The sequence below is a fragment of the Prosthecobacter sp. genome (assembly GCF_044236155.1).
GTDB lineage: Bacteria > Verrucomicrobiota > Verrucomicrobiia > Verrucomicrobiales > Verrucomicrobiaceae > Prosthecobacter.
Genome location: NZ_JBIIHA010000004.1, coordinates 37,743 through 56,774, shown reverse-complemented (window position 1 = coordinate 56,774; position 19,032 = coordinate 37,743). Strand labels below are relative to the sequence as shown.

4 protein-coding genes are annotated in these 19,032 nt (G+C 61.5%); 2 read left to right on the top strand and 2 right to left on the bottom strand.

Features of this window, described 5'->3' with window-relative positions; all coding sequences use genetic code 11:
• Window positions 1–32: 32 nt before the first annotated feature.
• Window positions 33–15,068, bottom strand: a complete 15,036-nt coding sequence (locus tag ACILSE_RS05170; RefSeq protein WP_395716295.1) for an autotransporter-associated beta strand repeat-containing protein — start codon at window positions 15,066–15,068, stop codon at window positions 33–35.
• 285 nt (window positions 15,069–15,353) lie between these two features.
• On the opposite strand from ACILSE_RS05170, the gene ACILSE_RS05165 reads away from it, so the two are divergent.
• Together ACILSE_RS05165 and ACILSE_RS05160 are read left to right on the top strand one after the other, a co-directional pair.
• Complete coding sequence (locus ACILSE_RS05165; RefSeq protein WP_395716294.1) at window positions 15,354–16,937, top strand: sulfatase; 1,584 nt, start codon at window positions 15,354–15,356, stop codon at window positions 16,935–16,937.
• Window positions 16,934–17,524 (top strand): hypothetical protein, encoded by a 591-nt coding sequence (locus ACILSE_RS05160; RefSeq protein ID WP_395716293.1) that lies wholly within the window; start codon window positions 16,934–16,936, stop codon window positions 17,522–17,524. The genes ACILSE_RS05165 and ACILSE_RS05160 overlap by 4 nt, the downstream gene beginning before the upstream one ends.
• 68 nt (window positions 17,525–17,592) lie before the next feature.
• Here the strand turns inward: ACILSE_RS05160 and ACILSE_RS05155 are convergent, their stop codons facing one another.
• The gene (locus tag ACILSE_RS05155) at window positions 17,593–19,026 is read right to left on the bottom strand and encodes a DUF1501 domain-containing protein (protein ID WP_395716292.1); all 1,434 of its coding nucleotides are present in this window, start codon (window positions 19,024–19,026) and stop codon (window positions 17,593–17,595) included.
• Window positions 19,027–19,032 lie beyond the last annotated feature (6 nt).

Genomic DNA, 19,032 nt, shown 5'->3' with positions numbered 1-19,032 from the left:
CCACAAGGAACCATGGCCCTGCGCAAACAGGTCTAGCGGCGCCGACGGCGGAGCATGAGGCCGAAGAGGCCGAGCATGAGGAAGAGTGCACGGGAAGGCTCAGGGACCACCACCAAGATGCCGTGGCTGTTGAACACACTGGTGTCCCAGGCAAGTCCGCCTGACAGCGCCTCAAGCAGAAGGTTGTCGGCGATATTGAAGCCTCCGGCTCCTGACATCGCGGAAAGACTTGTGCCGTCCTTGATTCCCAGCGTGCTCCAGTCGAGCAGGTTGAAAATGCTGCCGTAGGTGAGTCCGGTGACACTGTTCAGGGAAACCGCGATCCGCTTGTCAGCGGTGCCAGAACTACCCAGGACAATCGTGCCTGCAGCGGAAATGAAGTCGTGTCCTACTCCCGTCGGGGCGCTGTTCCAGGTCGTGTCAGCAATGCCATTGGTGAGTGTGTCCAAGTAGGCCGCTGCGGTTCCGCCATTCGCGTGGAACCAGGTGGCAAAGCTACCATCAATGGAGTCCGCCGTGGTCACACCCAACTGGATCTGCGCATCGTTGGCAGCGCTGATGGATGTTGTCGCGGCGGTGAAGATCAGTTTTTTGTTGCTGGTACCGGTGTTCCCCTCACCAGGAGCCAAAACGGTGCCGCTGCCGAGGATCGTGCTACCAGCGATGCTGCCTGAGCCGGAGAGCTTGGTTGCTGTGCCGCTGGTGTAGGTGACGTTGACATTGCCGGTGCCGGTGCCGGACCCAGCGGTGTTGTTGACTTCGAGGGTGCCTGCCGAGACCGTCGTGCCCCCTGTATAGGTGTTGGCGGCATTCAGGATGGTCGAGCCGGTGCCCGATTGAGCGAATGAACCGCCGCCGGTGATTGCGGCACTGCTGAAGTCCGTCCCCTGGGTCACCGTATTGCTGCGGTTGACCGCGAAGGTGGCTCCAGAGCCCACGCTGACGGCGCTGGCAGCGTTCAGGGAGCCCGTGGTACCGCCGGTGCCGAGCTGTAGAGTGCCAGCATTGACCGTCGTCGCCCCGTCGTAAGTGTTGGCACCCGTGAGTGCAAGGATGCCGACCCCACCTGTCTTGGTCAACGTGCCACCCGTGCTGCTAAGCGCAGTCGCATAGGTCACGTTCTGGCCATTGGTGTCGATGCTGACCGCCTGACTGCCAGCGGTGCTAAAGCGGGCGGAATAGTCAGTCGTGTCATTGGCGGTGTGTTGCAGGGTGCCACCGCCGAAGCTGACCGTGCCGGTGGTGCCCAGGGAGTTGCCGCCACTGCTGTTCACCCGGAGGATGCCGCCGTTGACAGCGGTTCCGCCGGTGTAGGCGTTGGTGCCTTGCATGATGAGCGTACCGCCCGTGGTCTTTGTGAGAGTGGCACCAGGACTGGCACCCCCGCCATTGAGCTGGGCGAGGTTTTGCAAGGTGCCGGACTGGGCGTTGAAGGTGATGGTGCCGACATTTGCGGTGCCGACGGTTCCTACGCCGCCGATGTTGCCGTTGGTCATGTCGAGCGTGCCGCCATTCAGCGTCACTGTGTTGTTCTCCGTGCCGAGGGTGGCGTTGGTGTATCGGATGTCCCCGCCGACGGTGAGGGTGCCAGTGCCGGTGATGTTGATGTCAGCCGTGGCCGTATTGCCTGCTCTCAAAGTCGCCTGGCCCATCGTCAGGTTGTTGGTGACGCTGACCGAGCCCGCGCTGATGTTCAGCGTGGAGGTGGCGGTATTTGAGGTGACCGTCGTGGCAACCGATGCATTCGATCCCATCGTCAGGGTGCCAATCGTCGTCGTGCCACCAGTGACGTTGACCGTGGCGGTGGCATCGCTGTTTCCGGAGGTGAGGGCGGTCGTGTTGGTAATCGCGAGCGTGCCCATGGTCATCGTGGTGATGGTGTTGGTGCCACTGCCACTGATATTGAGTGTCGAGGTGGCGTCACCCGTTCCAGTCGCCGTGTTGAAGTTCACGTTGTTTGTGCTCATCGTCACGGTGCCGATGGTGAAAGTGCCTCCCAAGCTGGCAGTTCCGATCACGCTACCCGTCGTACTCGTGGTGCCCGTGCGAGCGGCGATGTTGAGGGTGGTGGCATCGAGGGTTCCCGTGTCAAAGGAGAAAACACCCGTGCCATTCGCTGCCACGGCTGCGCTGCGACCACCCACGGCGAGGGTGCCGAGGAGCAGGTCGGCGGAATGACCGTTAAAGTCCACGGTGCCGAAAAGGCTGGTTGCGGTGTTCGCGCCTCCGTTCTGAACATTCATCGCCGCGCGGCCGACGCCGTCGAGAGCGCGGATCTTGATGGTTCCGGTTCCGGCATTGAAGTCGAGCGTTCCTGTCGCGCGGCCGCCCGAACCACCGATTGTGATGGTGTTAGCGTTGAACTCGTTGGTGCCACTGCCAAGTTGGATGGCCTGTGTGACATTGGCTGCGGAACTGTCAGAGGTAATCGTCGTGGCAATGATCGTGCTGTTCTCGGCGAGGATGAGCGTGGATCCCGCTCCCCCCGTTCCGACCGTTCCGTTACCGCCGTTCTCACCGACCCGGAAGGTGCCGATACCAAGGTTGGCATAGAAAGTCTTCAACCCGCTCATATCGAGGGTGCCAGCATTGCTGACATTGTTGGTGTTGCCGGCGCCGAGACTGAAACCTTGGTCGGTGGGTGCGCCAACGTCTCCGATTTTAAAGGTGCCGTTAGCTCCCGTGATAGCCAGTTTAGTGGTTGTCACCCCGGCGGAGTTGTAGCCGATCGTGACTGCGCCATCCACCCGCAACGTTTCCGTGTTACCGATGGTGATGGTGTTGGCGGTTGCATTGCTGGTCTGCACCACCATGGCTCCGCCGAACTGGGCGCTGGCAGCGCTCAAATCCAAGGAATAGGCAGCCGTGCTGCCTGCGGCGGCTCCCAAGGTGAGGGTGTTCGTGCCAGCGGTGAGATTTTGGTCGGCGGTGTAGATAAGACCGCCCTGGTCAAGGACGGTGGCACCGCCGTAGGTGTTGAGGCCGCCGAGGGAGAGCGTTCCGGCACCCAACTTCGTCAGACCGAACGTGCTCGCTCCGTCGTCGATCACTCCATTGACCGTCAGCGTGTTGGCGGTGGTGGTGATCTGGGTGGTGGCACCGAGGGTGACAGCTCCGGTGCCCATGTTCATGCTATGGGTGCCGGTGAAGGTGTAGCCGCTGTTCCATGCCTGGGCTACATTGGAACCGAGGGTCATGTTGCTGCCGGAGGTGTTGTTCAGGGTGCCTCCGTTGATGGTGAAGGTGCCGGAGCCGAGGGCGTTGGCGTGCCCGAGGTTGAGATTGGTGCCGGAGGCCATGGTGACACCGCCTGCCGCGCCGGAGTTGTTGCCGTTGAGGTTCAGGGTGCCCGCCGTGACGCTGGTCAAGCCGCCATAGGTGTTGTTGCCTGACAAGGTGAGCGTTCCCGCACCTGCCTTGGTGAGGCCAAAGGTGGAGGCCCCATCGCCAATGGCACCACCGACGGTGAGAGTCTGCGCGGAGACGGTGGCGATGACGTTGTCACCCATAGTGACAGCCCCAGTGCCTAGGTTCAGTTGGTTTGTGCCGGTGAAGGTGAAGTTCCCGTCCCAGTTCTGCACGTTGTTGCCCGCGTTGGCGATGGCACTGGCTCCGGTATTAATCGTGGTGCCGGCCCCGATGGTGAAGGTGCCCGTGCCGAGGGCATTGTTGTTGGCGATCACGAGGGAACCCGTGGCTAGGTTGAGGCCGCCCGCGCCGCTGTTGCTGCCGCTCAGGGTAAGGACACCTGCGCCGGTTTTGGTTACACTGCCCGTGAAGGTAACGCCGCCCGATACGGTAAGGGAGGAGGGAGAGGTGCCGTCCACTTCCCAAGTCTGGTTGGACTGGGCCACGATCGGTGCGGAGATGGTGACATCACCCCCCGAAGCGGCCACAGAGATACCGTTGTTGGAGCTGGCAGGATTGATGGTAAGGATGCCGCTGGCACCTCCGGAGGCGATGGTCACAGCGGTGGTCACCGGTGTGGTCGGAGCGCTGATAAAGCGCAGACTGTCCGCTGTCACCCCGACGTTGTTGAGGCTGGTCGCAACCAACCCCGCCGGTGCATTTGCGTTGGTCGCACTGAAAACGAGCGTATCGGCGGCGACAGGGAGCGCGCCCAAATCGGTTGCCCCGGAGGCATTGGAGGCCCAGTTGGTGTTGCCCGGTCCGTTGTTGGTGTTCCAGTTGCCGTCCTGGTCGCCGGTCCAATAGACGAGGTTCAGGTTGCTGGTGGTGAGACGGAGCGTCTGGTTGGAGTTGATGGTGCTGAAGTTGTAGTTCAGGCCGGAAGGGGCGAGTCCGAGGATGTAGTCCGTGGCAGTTAGCGTGCCGCCAGTGACGTTGATGAGGTCGTAGGTGCCCACCGCGAGGCCGCCGAGGTTGTTGAAGTTCAGTGAGACGGTGGGTGTGACGGCGGCGGTGCCGGTCAGGTTCAGGATGTCATTGACCCCGGGCGCATTGAGGTCAAAGCCAAGGGAGCTGCCGTTGGCGAGGGTGAGGCCGGAGATGGCCATGGTGGTGGTGGCTCCATCGTAAAGGTTCAAAGTGGCTCCGTTGGCCACGTTGATGGCTCCCAAGCCCGTCGCAGTGAAGCCGGCGTTCAGGACGCCAGCGCTGACGGTGACATTGCCGCCGTTGAGGTTGGTGGAGCCCGTGACGGAGACGGTTCCGAGGCCTGTCTTGGTCAAGTTGGCCGCCGTGGAGGTGGTGATGCCGCCGAGCAGATTGAGGGTGCCACCGGCATCCGCCGCGTTCAGGGTGCCGCCGCTGCTACCGATCGTCATGACTTGATTCGCGGCCAGATTGATGCTCGTGGAGCCGGTGTAGTTGAGGGTGGCGCCGTTCAACGTAATGGTGTTGGTGGCGGAGGCATTGCCCAGATTGCCCACGCCAGAGAAGGCCAGGGTGCCGCCCGTGATGCTGGTGACGCCGCTGTAGGTGTTTGCTCCGGAAAGAATCACCGTGCCTGCGGTGGTTTTGTTCAGGCCCACACTGCCAGCAAGGATGGCACTGGCGGTGCCGCTTTGCAGGTCGTAGTTGGCAGTGGAGGTCAGGACGCCCGTGGTGCCGGTGATGGCACCGCTTTGGAGGGAGACGGTGGCGACCGTGTCGTTGAAGGTGGCGACGTTCAACGTGCCGCCGGCGATGGTGACGTTACCCGTGTCAGCGAGGGCATCATTGATCCCAAGGGCGAGGGTGCCCGCATTGATGGTGGTGCCGCCCGTGTAGGAATTGACCGCAGAGAGGGTGAGGGTGCCCGCGCCCACTTTGGTAAGACCGCCGCTGGTGTTGGCCACCAGGGTTCCCACTGCGACGCTGGCACCCGTGCCACCGCCACCGGTCAAGGTCACGGTGGGGGCCACCGTGTATTGGCCGGGGCTCGTGATAACGATGCCGGTGACGGCACCGCCGCTGATCAAAGCATAGCCGGAGGCGGGGGAGCCGCCAGCAGCTAGGGTGCCGCCAGTGAACTGGACAGCCGGCGCGCCGATGTAACCACTGCCGCCGGTGACACTTAGGCTGGTCTGAGCGACACCGTCGCCGGTTGCAGCCGTGAGGGACTGACCGATGCCGACGGCAAAACCATTGGTGTCCACCGTGAGACCACCCGTGAAGTCTTGGGAGGCGTCTCCGGTCGCGGCAGTGTTGTCAATGGCACCGAAGAGGCTCCTGACCACGGTCTGGCCGGTGACGTTGCCGGGGAGCGCGGCGGAGAGAGTGTTCGCGGCCTTGAGGGTGCCGCCCGCAAAGGCGAGGTAAACGTTCTGGTTGGTGCTGGTGCCCACGCTCTGGCTCATGTTGGCTCCGATGGTGAGGGTGCCTTGAGCGAGGTTGACGAGAGCGGTGTTGTTGTTGCCCCCGTTGCCGTTGCCGAAGCGCAGGGTCGCATTGCCCCCGACGCCGTGGGTGAAGGAACCTCCGGCGACATTGAGGACGCCGTATTGTCCGGCTCCGGTAAGAAAGAGACCGGTGAGATTGGTGGCGTCAGTGCGGTCAATGGTGCCGCCGGGGCCGACCGTCCATTGGCCGAGGGCGTTGGCTCCGCCGTTGCTGGAGATCATGGTCCAATCGCTGTTCTGCATGTTGAAGGTACCTGTGCCGCCGACATAGACCACGCCGGTGCCAGAGTTCGCGGCTACGAAGCGGCCAAGAACGCTGGTAGTGCCTCCGGTAATGTTCAGGTAGCCGTAACCGGTGGCATTGTTGGAGAGGTAGTTGATGTTGTCAGACGCTCCGGTGCGGGTGTAGGAGGCGGTGCCACCGGTCTGGTTGTAAATGGCTACCGCACTGGCGGCATTGGCCCCGGCAAAGGTGAAGTAGTTGCTGATGCTTCCGCCGGTACCTAGATTGAAGATGCCGGTGCCGGTGTTGCCGATGTTGAGCTGGGAGCCAGCGCCGGCCGTTCCATTGCCTGTGAGGCTGCCGGTGAGAGTCAAGGTGCCGCCGCCGGTGACGCTGGTGTTGCCGGTGTAGGTGTTCGTTCCGTCCAGAATCGTCGTGCCGGAACCGATGTGGCTCACCGCGCCAGTGCCGGTAATGTTCCCGAGGTTGGTGCTCTGGGTGAGGGTGTTGCTGCGGTTGATCGTCAGGGTGCCGTTGTTGCTAATACCGACGTTTCCGATGGCCCCCGTGGTGCCGCCTGTGCCGAGTTGCAGGGTGCCAGCGCTGATGGTGGTGGCTCCTGTATAGGCGTTGTTCGCTCCCAAGACGAGAGTGCCCGCGCCTGCCTTGGTGAGGCCAGTGGCGGTGCCGTCGGAGACAACGCCATTGAGTGTCAGCGTATTGGCCGTGACGGTGATCTGGCGGGCTCCTGCCGTGCTGCCGAGGGAGAAGGCACCGGTTCCAAGATCAAGGGACTGCGTGCCCACGAAGGTGAAGTCGCCGTTCGCGATGACCGCGTTGTTATTGGCATTGACGAGGCTGGCGACTGAGCTGTTCAGGGACGTGCCGCCAGCGATGGTGAGGGTGCTGGCCGTCGCGCCCAAGGCCGTGGTGCTGCCGAGAGTCAGCCTGCCCGCGGTCAGGGTGACACCATTGGTGTAACTGCTGTTGGCACCAGAGAGCGTGAGGAAGGAGGTGGCGCTGTTTTGTTCCACTCCCGTGATTGTTGCGCCGAGGTCGGCGCTGATGGTCGTCGCGCCCGCGCCCGCACCAAGATTGGTGATGGTGCCGCCATTGTTGACTGCGGTCGTGGACAGTGTCGTGCCACCCGCCGCGGTGTTCCTGATGGCCAGATCAAATGCACCGGTAATACCTCCCGTCAACGTCACCAGACCTGCCGCGGTGGAGCCGATGGTGCTGTCCGCCAAGAGGGTGATGGGTCCGGCGAAACTGCCTCCGGTGCCGTGACTGGTGAAAATGACATTGCCGGTGCCGCCCACGCCATCGCCGCTGATGCTGAGTGGCTCGGCGGAGGTGCTGGCGCTGTTGTTGATGTCGAAACCCGCCCCCGAGGCAATGGTGGTTCCGGCGAGGGTGTCGCCGAGCCCGACCCCGGCAGCGGACATGGCACCCAGCCTGAGCACCCCCGCATTGACGAGGATCTGTCCGGTGAAGACGGCATTCGAAGCCGCTGCATTGCCGAGGACCAGCACGCCGCCTCCGGTCTTGGTCAGTGTGCCACTGCCCTGAAGCTGCGTGTTGGCGATGGCGGTTCCGGCACCCGTGCCATCATCCAAGGTGAAGAGTCTGCCTGCGGTGACCTCAAAGGTGCCTCCGCCCGTCCCAATGTTGAAGACGTTACCCGCAGCCAAGTTGGTGCCCGTGTTGACGTTGACATTGAAGTCCGCGACATCCACCACAAAGGTGCCACCATTGGACAGCAGGATCTGCTTGTAATTCGTGCCCGTTCCCCGGCCCAAGGGGCTAACGGTGGTATTGGTGCCGTCTGTGTAAATGAGTTTACTTGTGGCACCATCGATTGCGATGTCGCCAGTGAAGGTATTGCCCGCATTGGCCAAATTGACCGTGCCGCCACTGATGGTCAGCGCCGTCGTTCCCGTGGGCACCGTGCCGCTGATAAGCCCGCTGATGGTCTTGGTTCCGGCACCGGCTAGGGTGAGGGCGTTGGTGCCCATGTTCAGGGTACCACTCGCCGTCAGGGTGGAGAGGGCATCGGCCACGGACCAAGTCTGGGCGGCTCCGAGGATGACAGGTGCGCTGATGCCGATGGAGGCGGGGGCACCAGCTTGCACATTGATACCATTGGCGGAGGACGCCGGTGCGAGTGTCAGGGTGCCCGCTGCGCCGGGGGCGATGGTGATCGCCGTGATGGCTCCACTGTTGGTCTGATTGTTAAAGACGAGGCTATCAATCGAGAACGGTGTCTCCAGGGTGGTTGCGGTGGTGGGGGAATCGACCGTCAAGGCCTGCGAACTGAAAGTGACTACGCTGCCCGCCCCGGGGATGCCGCCTGCGTTCACCGCGCCCGCCAAGTCAGTGGACCAGTTGCTCAGGCCGCTCATTGGAGCTGTCAGCGTGTTCCACCTGCCATCTCCCTGACTGTCCTGCCAGAAGAGACTGGTCAGCGCAGACGCAATGAGGTCCACCGAGGTGGCAGACGTGGCCGAGGAGTAGGCAAAACCGCTGGGAAGCGTTCCGAATGTGTAAGTCGCACCATTCAGCCCGCCGGAAGCTTGGAGGAGGTTGTAGGTGCCGGCGGTCATGCCGACATTGGTGATGTTAAACTGCACCGTGCCCGCCGTGGTCGCGGCCCCCGTGGTGAGGAAACTGTCGTAAAGCGTGCCTGCGATGGGGCCGAGTTCCAAGTTCAGGGTCGTGGTTCCAGACCCAGCACCCAAGTTGATGGCACCGCTTCCAAGATTGAAACGTTGACCTGCCGTGTTCACCAGATTCAGCGTGGCACCGCCGTCCACAGTGAGCGCGTTGGGCGTTGGTGCCGTGGTGGCACCGCCGGTGATGTTCAGGGTGCCAGCGTTCACTGTGATGCCGCCAGTGAAGGCGATGTTGGCCCCACTCAACGTCATGTTGGAGGTGGCGCTCTTTTGGATGATGCTGGTGACGTTGCTGCCGATGTTAGCACTGATGGTCGTGGTGCCGGTGGCGAGACCGGAATTGGTGATGGAACCGGTCATGTTCACGGCCCCTGTGGCGAGGGCGATCGTGCCGGTGGTGGCATTGTTGCTGATGATGAGATTACCCGTGCCAATGATGCCGCCGGTGACCTGGGCAGCGCCCGTGGTGCCCAGCTTGCTGAGGATCAAATCCTTGTTCAGGGTGATTCCGCCACTCAGTACCGGGGCGCCCGTGGTGGCACCGAGGATGATGGTGGCCGCGCCCGTGCTGCCTGAGGCTACCACAATGGGATTGGCATAGGTGAAGCTGTTGAAGAAAGTGATGGCGGCATCCACGCTGCCCGAGGTGTCCCCGAGGGTGATCACGTTGGAACTGGCACCGAAGGTGTTGGAGTTGTTGCCGCCCACGACACTACCAGCCCGGATGTTCAGCCCGCCCGTGAAGGTGGAGGCCACCGCGCCCAAGGTGAGGGTGCCAACGCCAGTCTTGTTGACAGCGATGTTGTTTTCATTGGCTCCCGCTCCGCCGATGAAGCCGGCGTAGGTCGTGTCGACGTTTTGATTTACGGTGAGGGTGGAAAGGCTGGCGTTGCCACCAACGATGGAGTTCCCCGCCGCGCCAGTCAGGGAGGTCACGGTCTGATTGGCCGCGGTGGTGCCGCCCAACTGGAATGAAGACGTGCCGCTGAGGGTCAGACCGGCGGTAGAGGATATCTGGTTGGTGCCGCCGTCGAGGATCAGGCGGCCGCCGGTCACGGAAGTGGCCCCGGTGAAGGTGTTCGCGCCCTGCAGCGTGAGGTTGTTGGTGCCGATCTTGGTCAGGCCGCCAGTGCCGCTGTTGCCCACCGCATTGGCAAAGGTGATGTCAAATCCGGTGGTGTCGAACACAGCCCCGCCAGTCCCAAAAGTCACGGTCTTGGTGGAAGGATCAAAGGCAGCGCCAAATTTCAGGGTGCCGCCGTGGAAGTTGAAGGCACCGGTGCCGAGTTTGTTCAAAGCGTCCGCCTGCACCACGCCTTGGTTGAAGAAGAGGTCCGTGAAAGCATGGCTGGTGGAGTTTAGAATAAGGGTTCCTGCCCCCGATTTGGCCAAAGGCACGGCCGTGGTCAACGGCGTGGTCAGCGTGAGCGATCCAGCGGAGTTGGTGACGTAGGTGTAGTAGGTGGCGGCCGTGGTGGTGAGCCCGGTGATGGTGCCGATGCTGTGTGCCCCGGCTCCAGCAGCTAGAATGGCACCGGAACCGATGTCCATGCTGCTGGCTGAACCCGTGAGGGCAATGGCGGAACCTGAATCCAAGGCCAGAGCGTTGATGGCGGCTGGTGTCGTAATGGCATTGCTTGCTGTGTATCGAAGGTTGTTTGTTCCCGTCGCCGGTGCCGCCTGATCCACGAGATACTCCGTGGTTAGATTCAAGGGGCGCACGCCATTGGTGCCGTCCCCGAGCGAGACGAAGCTGTTCCCCACGTTGGTGGCATCTGGAGCACCCGCAGTGGCCTCGCCGATGAGATTCGGCACGATGGCGATGTTGGTCTGCCCCGCAGTGCCTGTGCCTCCGATGGCCGTGGGAGCCGCAGTGAAGATGATGCGGCTTTCGTTGGCAGCAGTCAGGGTGCCCAAGCTGCGGCCCACGACCAGCGAGGTGGCGCGGTTGTTCGCGGCGAGCGACGCAATGGTCATCGTCGTGGTGTGATTACCCGTGTTCGTTCCATCCACCCAGATGGAGTTGTGACCCGCTCCAAGCGTGAGCGCACCCAGGGTCTCACTGCGGCCCGCATTACTTGTGTTGTTTATCCGGAGACCTCCGCCTGCGGCGAAGATCGTATTATTTAGGGTCACGGTGGCCAAATCTCTGATGCGGTCCCCGGCGTTGTTGTCCGCATAGCTTAGGCGGAGCGTTCCCGCTCCATTCAAGACCAGCGAGGTGAGGCCAGTGAGGTTCCCGAGGTTTCCGCTGAGGGTGATCGTCCCCTGATCGATCCGCAGTGCCCCCGTGAATGCGGCGGAGGTATTGTCCAGCGTCAGGGCGGAGGCACCCGACTTGACCAAGGTCGTGGTCCCGTCGCCAACGAGCCTGCCGGTGTAGGTGAGGTCTGCGCCCTGGTTGATGGTGAGGGTGGAACTGGCACCAAGACTGACGGTGCTGGTGGCGCTCGACGTGCCGCCGCCACTGAGGGAACCGATTGTCTCCGTCTGGCTGGCCAGGAGGCTCAGGGTGTTCGTGCTGCCCAACGTCAGCGTGACGGCGGCCGTGTCACCGAGGGCACGGCCTCCGGTGAGTTCCAAGGTGCCCGCTTGAAGCGAGACGGCCCCAGTGGCGTTGTTGTTCCCGCTGAGTCGCAGGGTGCCGTTGCCCGTCTTGGTGATCAAAGAGGCACCCGTGATGGTGGAGCTGACGTCCAGGCGCTGGGTGGCGCTATCGGTGGTGAAGACCAGTTCACTGCCGCTGCTGGACTCCAGGCGCCCCCCGCTGATGGTGGAGACGCCTCCAGTGACATTGCTGGTCTGAAGGACACCACCGCTGACGATGCGGAGCAGGCCGCCGGGGGTGATGGCCACGGTGGAGGGACCATTATCGTTGAAACGGAGGCTATTAATGCTGGTTTCGTAATCAAGGGTGCCAGAGAAGCCGGCCGTGTCATCACTGATGTTTTGGCCGCTTAGCCAAGAGCCAACTGCGTTCTGTAGCGTGGTCGTAGCGGCACCGATATTCCCATCGAGGGCATTTGGGACATTGCGGGCGAAGAAGGTGCCGGAGCCCGTGTTGACGGTGGCCCAGGCGCCGAGGATGGCGTCGGACCCGCTACCGATTGTGTTGAGGGCGTCCGTGAGGATGCCGTTGGTCCCGGTCTGCGCGCCGGAGGGGAGATTGAAACGCACGGTTCCTGCGCCCGCGGCCCGCGTGAGGGTGCCGAGGTTGAGGGCCAAGGACTGACCAGCGCCTGGATTCATGGTGATCGATGCGGCACCACCCCCGGCAAAGGTTGTATTGCCGGTGATGGTTTCACTTGTAGAGCCAGAGCCATTCCCATTCAACACGAGGCTGCCTCCCAAGAGTGAAAGCCCCCCCGTTCCAAGTTTGGCGTTGTTTTGTGTGGTGTAGTCCAGATACACCACGCCGCTATTGACCGTCGTCGTGCCGGTGTAGGTGTTGTTGCCAGAAAGCCGAAGATTACCCAGGCCAAGCTTGGTGAAGCCGAACGCGCCAGATGACGCTATTGGGGCATCGATGCTCAGTTCCGCTGCGGTCGTGGGCACCGAACTGCTATCGTTGACGGTGATGTTTCGGGTGGCGCTAAGGGAGATGCCACCAGCGCCGGTGGCGGAAATGGAAGCCGGCAGGATCGTGGTGATGTTGCCAGCGCCGACGGCGTTGTAGGTGATGTTTCCTCCAAGGGTCAAGGTGCCCGTACCGAGGACCACACTGGCTTGGCCGCTGACGGTCGTGCTGGTGCCATAAAAGGTGATGCCACCCAAGGTCGCGTTGTTGCCATTCAGATCGATCTGCGCTGGCGCAGAACCGTTGGCGATCGTCCAGGCACCGGTGCTCGGCAGGCCGTTCGCATTCAGCCTGAGCACTCCGCCATTGACACTAGAGTTGCCAGTCCAGGCGGTTGGGCCTGCCAATTGAATGGTCATCACTCCCGTGCCCCCCTTGTTGAAAACGTTTGCCCCCGCTCCCGAGATCGTCCCCGAGAAAGTGGTGGAGGTGTTGTCCCCGCCCACCGTGAGCGTTCTGGCAGTGCCACCACTGAGCAAGATGCCTGAGCCAGCGAGGGATCCCACTGTTTCGTTACCCGCCGCCATATTGAAGGTGCCACTGCCACCGATAATCAAGGGCGCTGTGTCTGGGAGGCGGTCCGCCGCGCCAATGATCAGCGTTCCCGCATTGATGATGGTTGATCCGGAGTGAGTCGCCGCGCCATTCACACTCAAGGAACCAGCCCCGCCTTTGACCAGACTGCCAGCACCAGTGATGGTCCCACTCAGTGTGAGCGTCTCGGTCGATGTGGTCACGTCGATGTTCGCGTTACCACCTTGGAGGGCGAAGTTACGCGAGCCGGCACCTGAATTTAAAATCGTACCAGTCACGCCCGTGTAGCTCAACGTCGCGCCATCACGAAGGGTGACGGTATTTACCGCCGCATTGTTGCCCAAGCTTCCGGCAGCACCGGCCGTGACACTGCTGAAGGACAAGGTGCCGCCCGTGATATTGATGGCTCCTGTCATCGTGTTTGCTCCAGTTCCTAAAGTGAGAACACCATCGCCTGCTTTGGTCAAAGCCCCCGCACCCGAAAGCGGTGCATTGATGGTGAGGCCGCCGCTATTGTACTGGTGAATGATCAAATCCGTGGCATGGGTCAGCGCACCCGTCCCGTTGATCTGGTAGGCATCTGTTCCAGTCACCAGCAAGCCATTGGTGGTCAGGTTAAACGTGCTGAGATCCAGGGACTGGGCGGCCCCCGTCGAAGTGATCTTCAGCGTGTTAATCGTGCTGGCAGCGGTGTTTTGGGTCTGAGAACCACTCAATGTGTAGTTCCCTGCGGCCAAACCGGTTCCGTCGGCGGGCAGCGCCCCTGTGTAGGCCGGAGTCGCACCCACACCGCTACCCAGGCCGCTCATGGTAAAGGGAGAGACGCCGCCCGTGTGACTCAGCCAGTTGATATTTCCTGCGCCATCGCTGAAAACAGCCCTACCACCTCCGTAGATGTTGTTCGTCAGTGCCGTGGTGGTGGCCCTCACGGACGTATTGGCCGGAGCCTGCACCAAAAGAGTGCCAGCGGTGAAGGTGAGTGTGCCGAGCGTCAAAGTCGTGCTGGTGCCCCCATTCGGCGTCATCAAAATAGAACCCCCAGTGGTGTTCAGTGTAAAGTTGCCCAGGGTTTGGCTAACCGTGGCCCCGCTGCGGCCTTTCATCTCAAAATTACCACCCACGATTTGCAATGGGGTGGCGGCAAGGAAGCCAGTTGTCAGCGAACTGCTTGAAGTGTCCAGAACGATGGCCCCGCCGTTCACAATGGTGTTGCCGGTGTAGGTGGAAGCATTTGTACCCGTCGGCTGAAGAGTCAGTGTGCCAGCTCCGATCTTGGTGATGGCGACACGCGAGGCCGTTGCTGGATTGATGCGACCGCTGAACACCGTGCTGGTATCATCGCGACCGATGGTGACGATACGATTGTTTGCTGAGCTGTTTGTAAAATCACCGGCACCAGCCAACGAACCCATCGTCAGCGCCTGCTGCACATTCAGCACAGCCCCAGCCCCTACCGTCACGGCTGACCTTACAGGCAGCGCCGTAGCACCATTCAGGATGAGGGTTCCCCCATTAACCGTCGTTGTTCCAGCATAGGTATTCGCACCGCTTAAGGTCGTAATCCCTGCGTCGTTTTTCACCAAATTCCCAGCCGTGGAAATCACCCCGGAGACAACGGTCGAACCCGCCGCGACCACCCCTGTGCCATTGAAAGTTATGCCCGAAGTCAGCGACCGCAACGCCCCCGAGATCGTCAAGGTGCCGCTAGTCGAGCTGTTGGTGATCGCCAGCGTGTCGTTGAACTGGAGTCCGGTGGAAATGGTATCCAGCCCGTTACCTGTCTTGGTGATCGCCGCGTTACCGCTAATCACATCCAGAGTCAGATAACCACCCGTGCCCGCCGCCAGCGTGAAGGCATTCGTGGTCGTCGTGTCCCCGATGTTTAGCGTCCCAGCCGTCACAAGACCATCCAGCGTGACCGTGCGTGGTGCGGTAAGGGCGTTGTTCAGATTCAGAATATCCCCCGCGACGCTGATGGCATTCGGCGAGATGCCTCCAGACCAGTTTCCACCCACGCTCGTGTTTCCTGTGACGTCGGTCCAAAGAAACGTCGCTGCCTGCAGCGGCTGGCCGATCTGCCAGAATAGCATTAGCACAGTCATCGCGAGGCCGATGTTCTGCCTTCTGGAGCGTAGTTGCTTCATCATAAATTTTTTGAGCTGGTCGGGGGAGCTTGCAAAATACCAAAGTTGAGTCGTCCAGGACAAGACTTTGTTCATTTTGCGAAAAGATAATTCGTCACTAGTCCCACGAATGAAAAAGTTTAAAATCAACGCCCAACCACAGTCATTCATCCACTTAGGCATAAGCCAACAGGACACAGGCGTTGATCAAACCCATTTCTATTCCGACTTCTGTTCAACCTAGGCCGGAGGTTCCCAGAGATGGGGAGCCTACTGTCCAAGCTCACTTCAAAAAATGGGAAAGAAGGTCTGGTGGGGAGGTTTCAATCTGTGGGGACGTGGGCCGTAAGATGGCTGCGCTAGTCCCGTTTCACGTGTCCCATGCGCCGACTTACCGTCCTCCTCCTTTCGTCATTAGTCATTGCTCCACTGCGCTCACTCCTGCGGCGCAGCGCACGCTTCGTGGCGCTGGCTGTCTCGCTTTGCCCGGCTCTGGTTTTGTTGTTTTCGGCCACCTTGCCCTCCGAAGCTTCAGCGAAGGATGGGCAGCCGAATTTCATCCTCATCAACATCGACGACCTCGGGTACGCCGACATCGGCCCGTTTGGGGGCAAAGTGGCCACACCGCAGCTCGACCGCATGGCGAAGGAGGGCATGAAGCTCACAAGCCACTATGCTGCGCCAGTCTGCTCCCCTTCCCGCGCTGCCATGATGAGCGGCTGCTACCCGAAACGCGTACTGCCGATCCCCGGCGTGCTGTTTCCTGCGGCCGCGGTCGGTTTGAATCCCAAAACGACCACCGTGGCTGAGGTGCTGAGGGGTGCGGGCTACGCCACCGCCTGCGTGGGGAAGTGGCATCTCGGCGATCAGCCGGAGTTTCTGCCCACCGCCCAGGGTTTCGACCACTACTTCGGCATTCCTTACTCGAACGACATGGGGCCGGCCTCCGAGGGCTCGAAGAGCAATCCCGACAAGCCGTTGCCGAAGGACAACAACAAGGGCAAGGAAACCAAAAACGGCAAAGGCGGCGATTCCGAGCCTGAAACCGGCCTCAAAGGCAACGCGCAGCCACCGTTGCCGCTCGTGGATGACCACAATGTCGTCGAGCGCGTCAAAGTCGCCGAGCATCACACCTTCACGCGCCGCTACACGGAGCGGGCTGTGAAATTCATCCGCGAGAACCAGAAGAAGCCCTTCTTCCTCTACCTGCCGCACAATGCCGTGCACTTCCCGCATTACCCGCACCCGGATTACATGGGCAAATCAGGCATCAGCCTGCAAAAGGACTGGGTCATGGAGGTGGACTGGTCCGTCGGCCAGGTGCTCGACACGCTGCGCGAGTTGAAGCTCGACTCGAACACGCTCGTCATCTTCACCAGCGACAACGGCGGACCCACCAACCAGGGCGCGGACAACACCCCGCTGCGCGGCAGCAAGGGCAGCACGCTCGAGGGCGGCATGCGCGTCTGCACGCTCGCTTGGTGGCCCGGCAAGGTCGCCGCCGGCTCGCAGACGAAGGCCATCACCGCGCACATGGACCTGCTGCCCACCTTTGGCTCGCTGGCGCGCTGCAAGGCCATCGGCGAACTAAAGCTCGATGGAAAAGACATCTCGCCCGTGCTGCTCGGGGAAAACGGCGCGGCAGGCCATGAGGTGTTTCACTACTACCGTGGTTTCAACCTCGAGGCCGTGCGCAGCGGCCCGTGGAAGTATCAATTCGCCACGAAACAGCTCTTCAACCTCGACACCGACATCGGCGAGACCACCAACGTGGCCAAAGAGCACGCCGACATCGTCGCGCAGCTCGAAAAGCACGCCGAAAGCATGAAAGCCGACCTCGGCGACAAAACCAAGGACGCTCCCGGCGTGCGCGAACTCGGCCGCGTGGCGAATCCGCAGCCTCTCATCGGACATGACGGCACCGTGCGCGCCGGCTTCAACAAGATCGCCAAGAAGCTGCCATGAAACACCCCGTTCTTCTCCTCATCGCCACCACAGCCTTCGCCGCCGACGCCCCGCTCCTGCAAGACGACTTCTCCGCGCCGAAGATCCAGCAACGCCGCGCCATGCGCGGAGAGTGGAAATTCGCCGACAAGACCGCCACGTGCACGCAGGACGACGAGCTCTACAAGAAGAACAAAGACCACGGCCCGATCCTCTTTTACGACCTCGCCTACACCGACGCAGCGATCCGTTTCTCCGTGAAACCGGACACCAGCACGAAAACCGTCGTCTTCACCGCCAACGGAGAGAAGGGACATGTGTTCCGCATCGTCTTCAGCGCGGCCGGTGCCGCTGTGCGCGCGTTTCCGACCGACAGCAAAGACCACAAGTCCATCGCCCTCGCCAACGAGGCCGCCTTGAAGCTCAAGCCCGGCGAATGGACCCATGTGAGCGTCGAACTGCGCGGCTCCAAAGCCACCATCAAAGTCGGCGACTTCATCAAGACCTACGAACACTCCTCCATCAACGCGGCGAAGACCAATCTCAGCATCGGCTTTTCCTACGGCACCCTGAGCGTGAAGGATCTCGTGGTGGAGAAGTGCGATTGACGTGAGCCGTGGAGCGCCCGCGGCGCGGTTCTTTCACAGGTGTCAGGACAAGGCAAAGCCGCTTCCATTTACACCACCAAATCATGGATCACATGCCCGTGAACATCCGTGAGCCGTCGGTCGATGCCGTTGTGGCGAACGGTGAGCTTTTCGTGGTCGATGCCGAGGAGGTGCATCATCGTCGCGTGGATGTCGTAGCAGGTCGTGGGATTGGCGCGGTCAAGCGGCTTGTAGCCCCACTGGTCGCTTTCACCGGCGGTGACGCCGCCTTTGATGCCGCCACCGCAGAGCCAGTTCGTAAAAACATACGGATTGTGGTCGCGACCCTTGCCACCCTGCGTGCTCGGCATGCGTCCAAACTCGGTGGTCCACAAAATGATCGTCTCGTCGAGCAGGCCGCGCTGCTTCAGATCCAGAATGAGCGCTGAAACCGCCTTCGCCATGCCCCAGGCCAGCGGACCGTGGTCACGCTCCACATCTTCGTGCGAGTCCCAATTGCGACGCGGGAACCCGTTGTCGTTACCACTCCAGATTTGCACAAAGCGCACGCCGCGTTCGAGTAAGCGACGCGCCGCCAGGCACTTGCGGCCCATGTAATCGGCCTCTTCCTCGGCATTGATCTCCGTGGGCCACACTTTGCGATGCTCCTGAATGCCATACATCGTTTTCATCGCGTCGGACTCCTTCGAGATGTCGAGAGCCTCCGGCGCGGCGAGTTGCATCTTCGCGGCCAGTTCGTAGCTCTGGATGCGGCTTTCGAGTCGCGAATCCTCCTCACGCAGCGCGGCGTGTTTGCGATTGAGTTGCTCCAGAAGATCAAAACCGCCTCGATCCGATCTCGCGCTGATGTAGCGGCCGTTTTTGTGCGGAAACAAATCCGCGATGGGTGTCTCCGCGCCGGGATAAATGATCGTTCCGGCATGCTGCGAGGGCAAAAAAGCGCTGTCCCAGTTCTTCGGGCCGTTGGAAGCAAAGCCGCGATGATCCGGCAGCACGACAAAAGTGGGCAAATTGTCGCTGATCGAACCGAGCGCATAGCTCACCCAGCAGCCCATGCCGGGAAAGCCGGGCAAGTTGAAGCCCGTGGCTTGAAGCAGCGTGCCTTGCGAATGCACGCCCGTTTTGCCGACCATGTTATGCACGAAGGCCATGTCATCCGCACACGCACCGAGCGGCACCACGGCATCGCTGAGCATCTTGCCGCTCTGTCCGTATGGTTTGAAGTCCCACACGGGCTTCTTCCACGGCCCGAGCCCGTTTTGAAAAGCCTCCACCGTCTCGCCGAAGTTCGACTCCTCGCCGTGATGCTTGATGAGTGCTGGTTTGAAATCAAAGAGGTCGATGTGACTCGCTGCGCCGCCCATGAAGAGCTGCACCACACGTTTCGCCTTTGGCGCGATGACCTGCGAGCGATGCGCGGTTTCTCCCGCCTGCAATGAAGCAAAAGCGAGCGAGCCAAAACCTTGTCCGGCGGTCTGTAAAAGCTGGCGGCGGGTGAGCATGTTGAT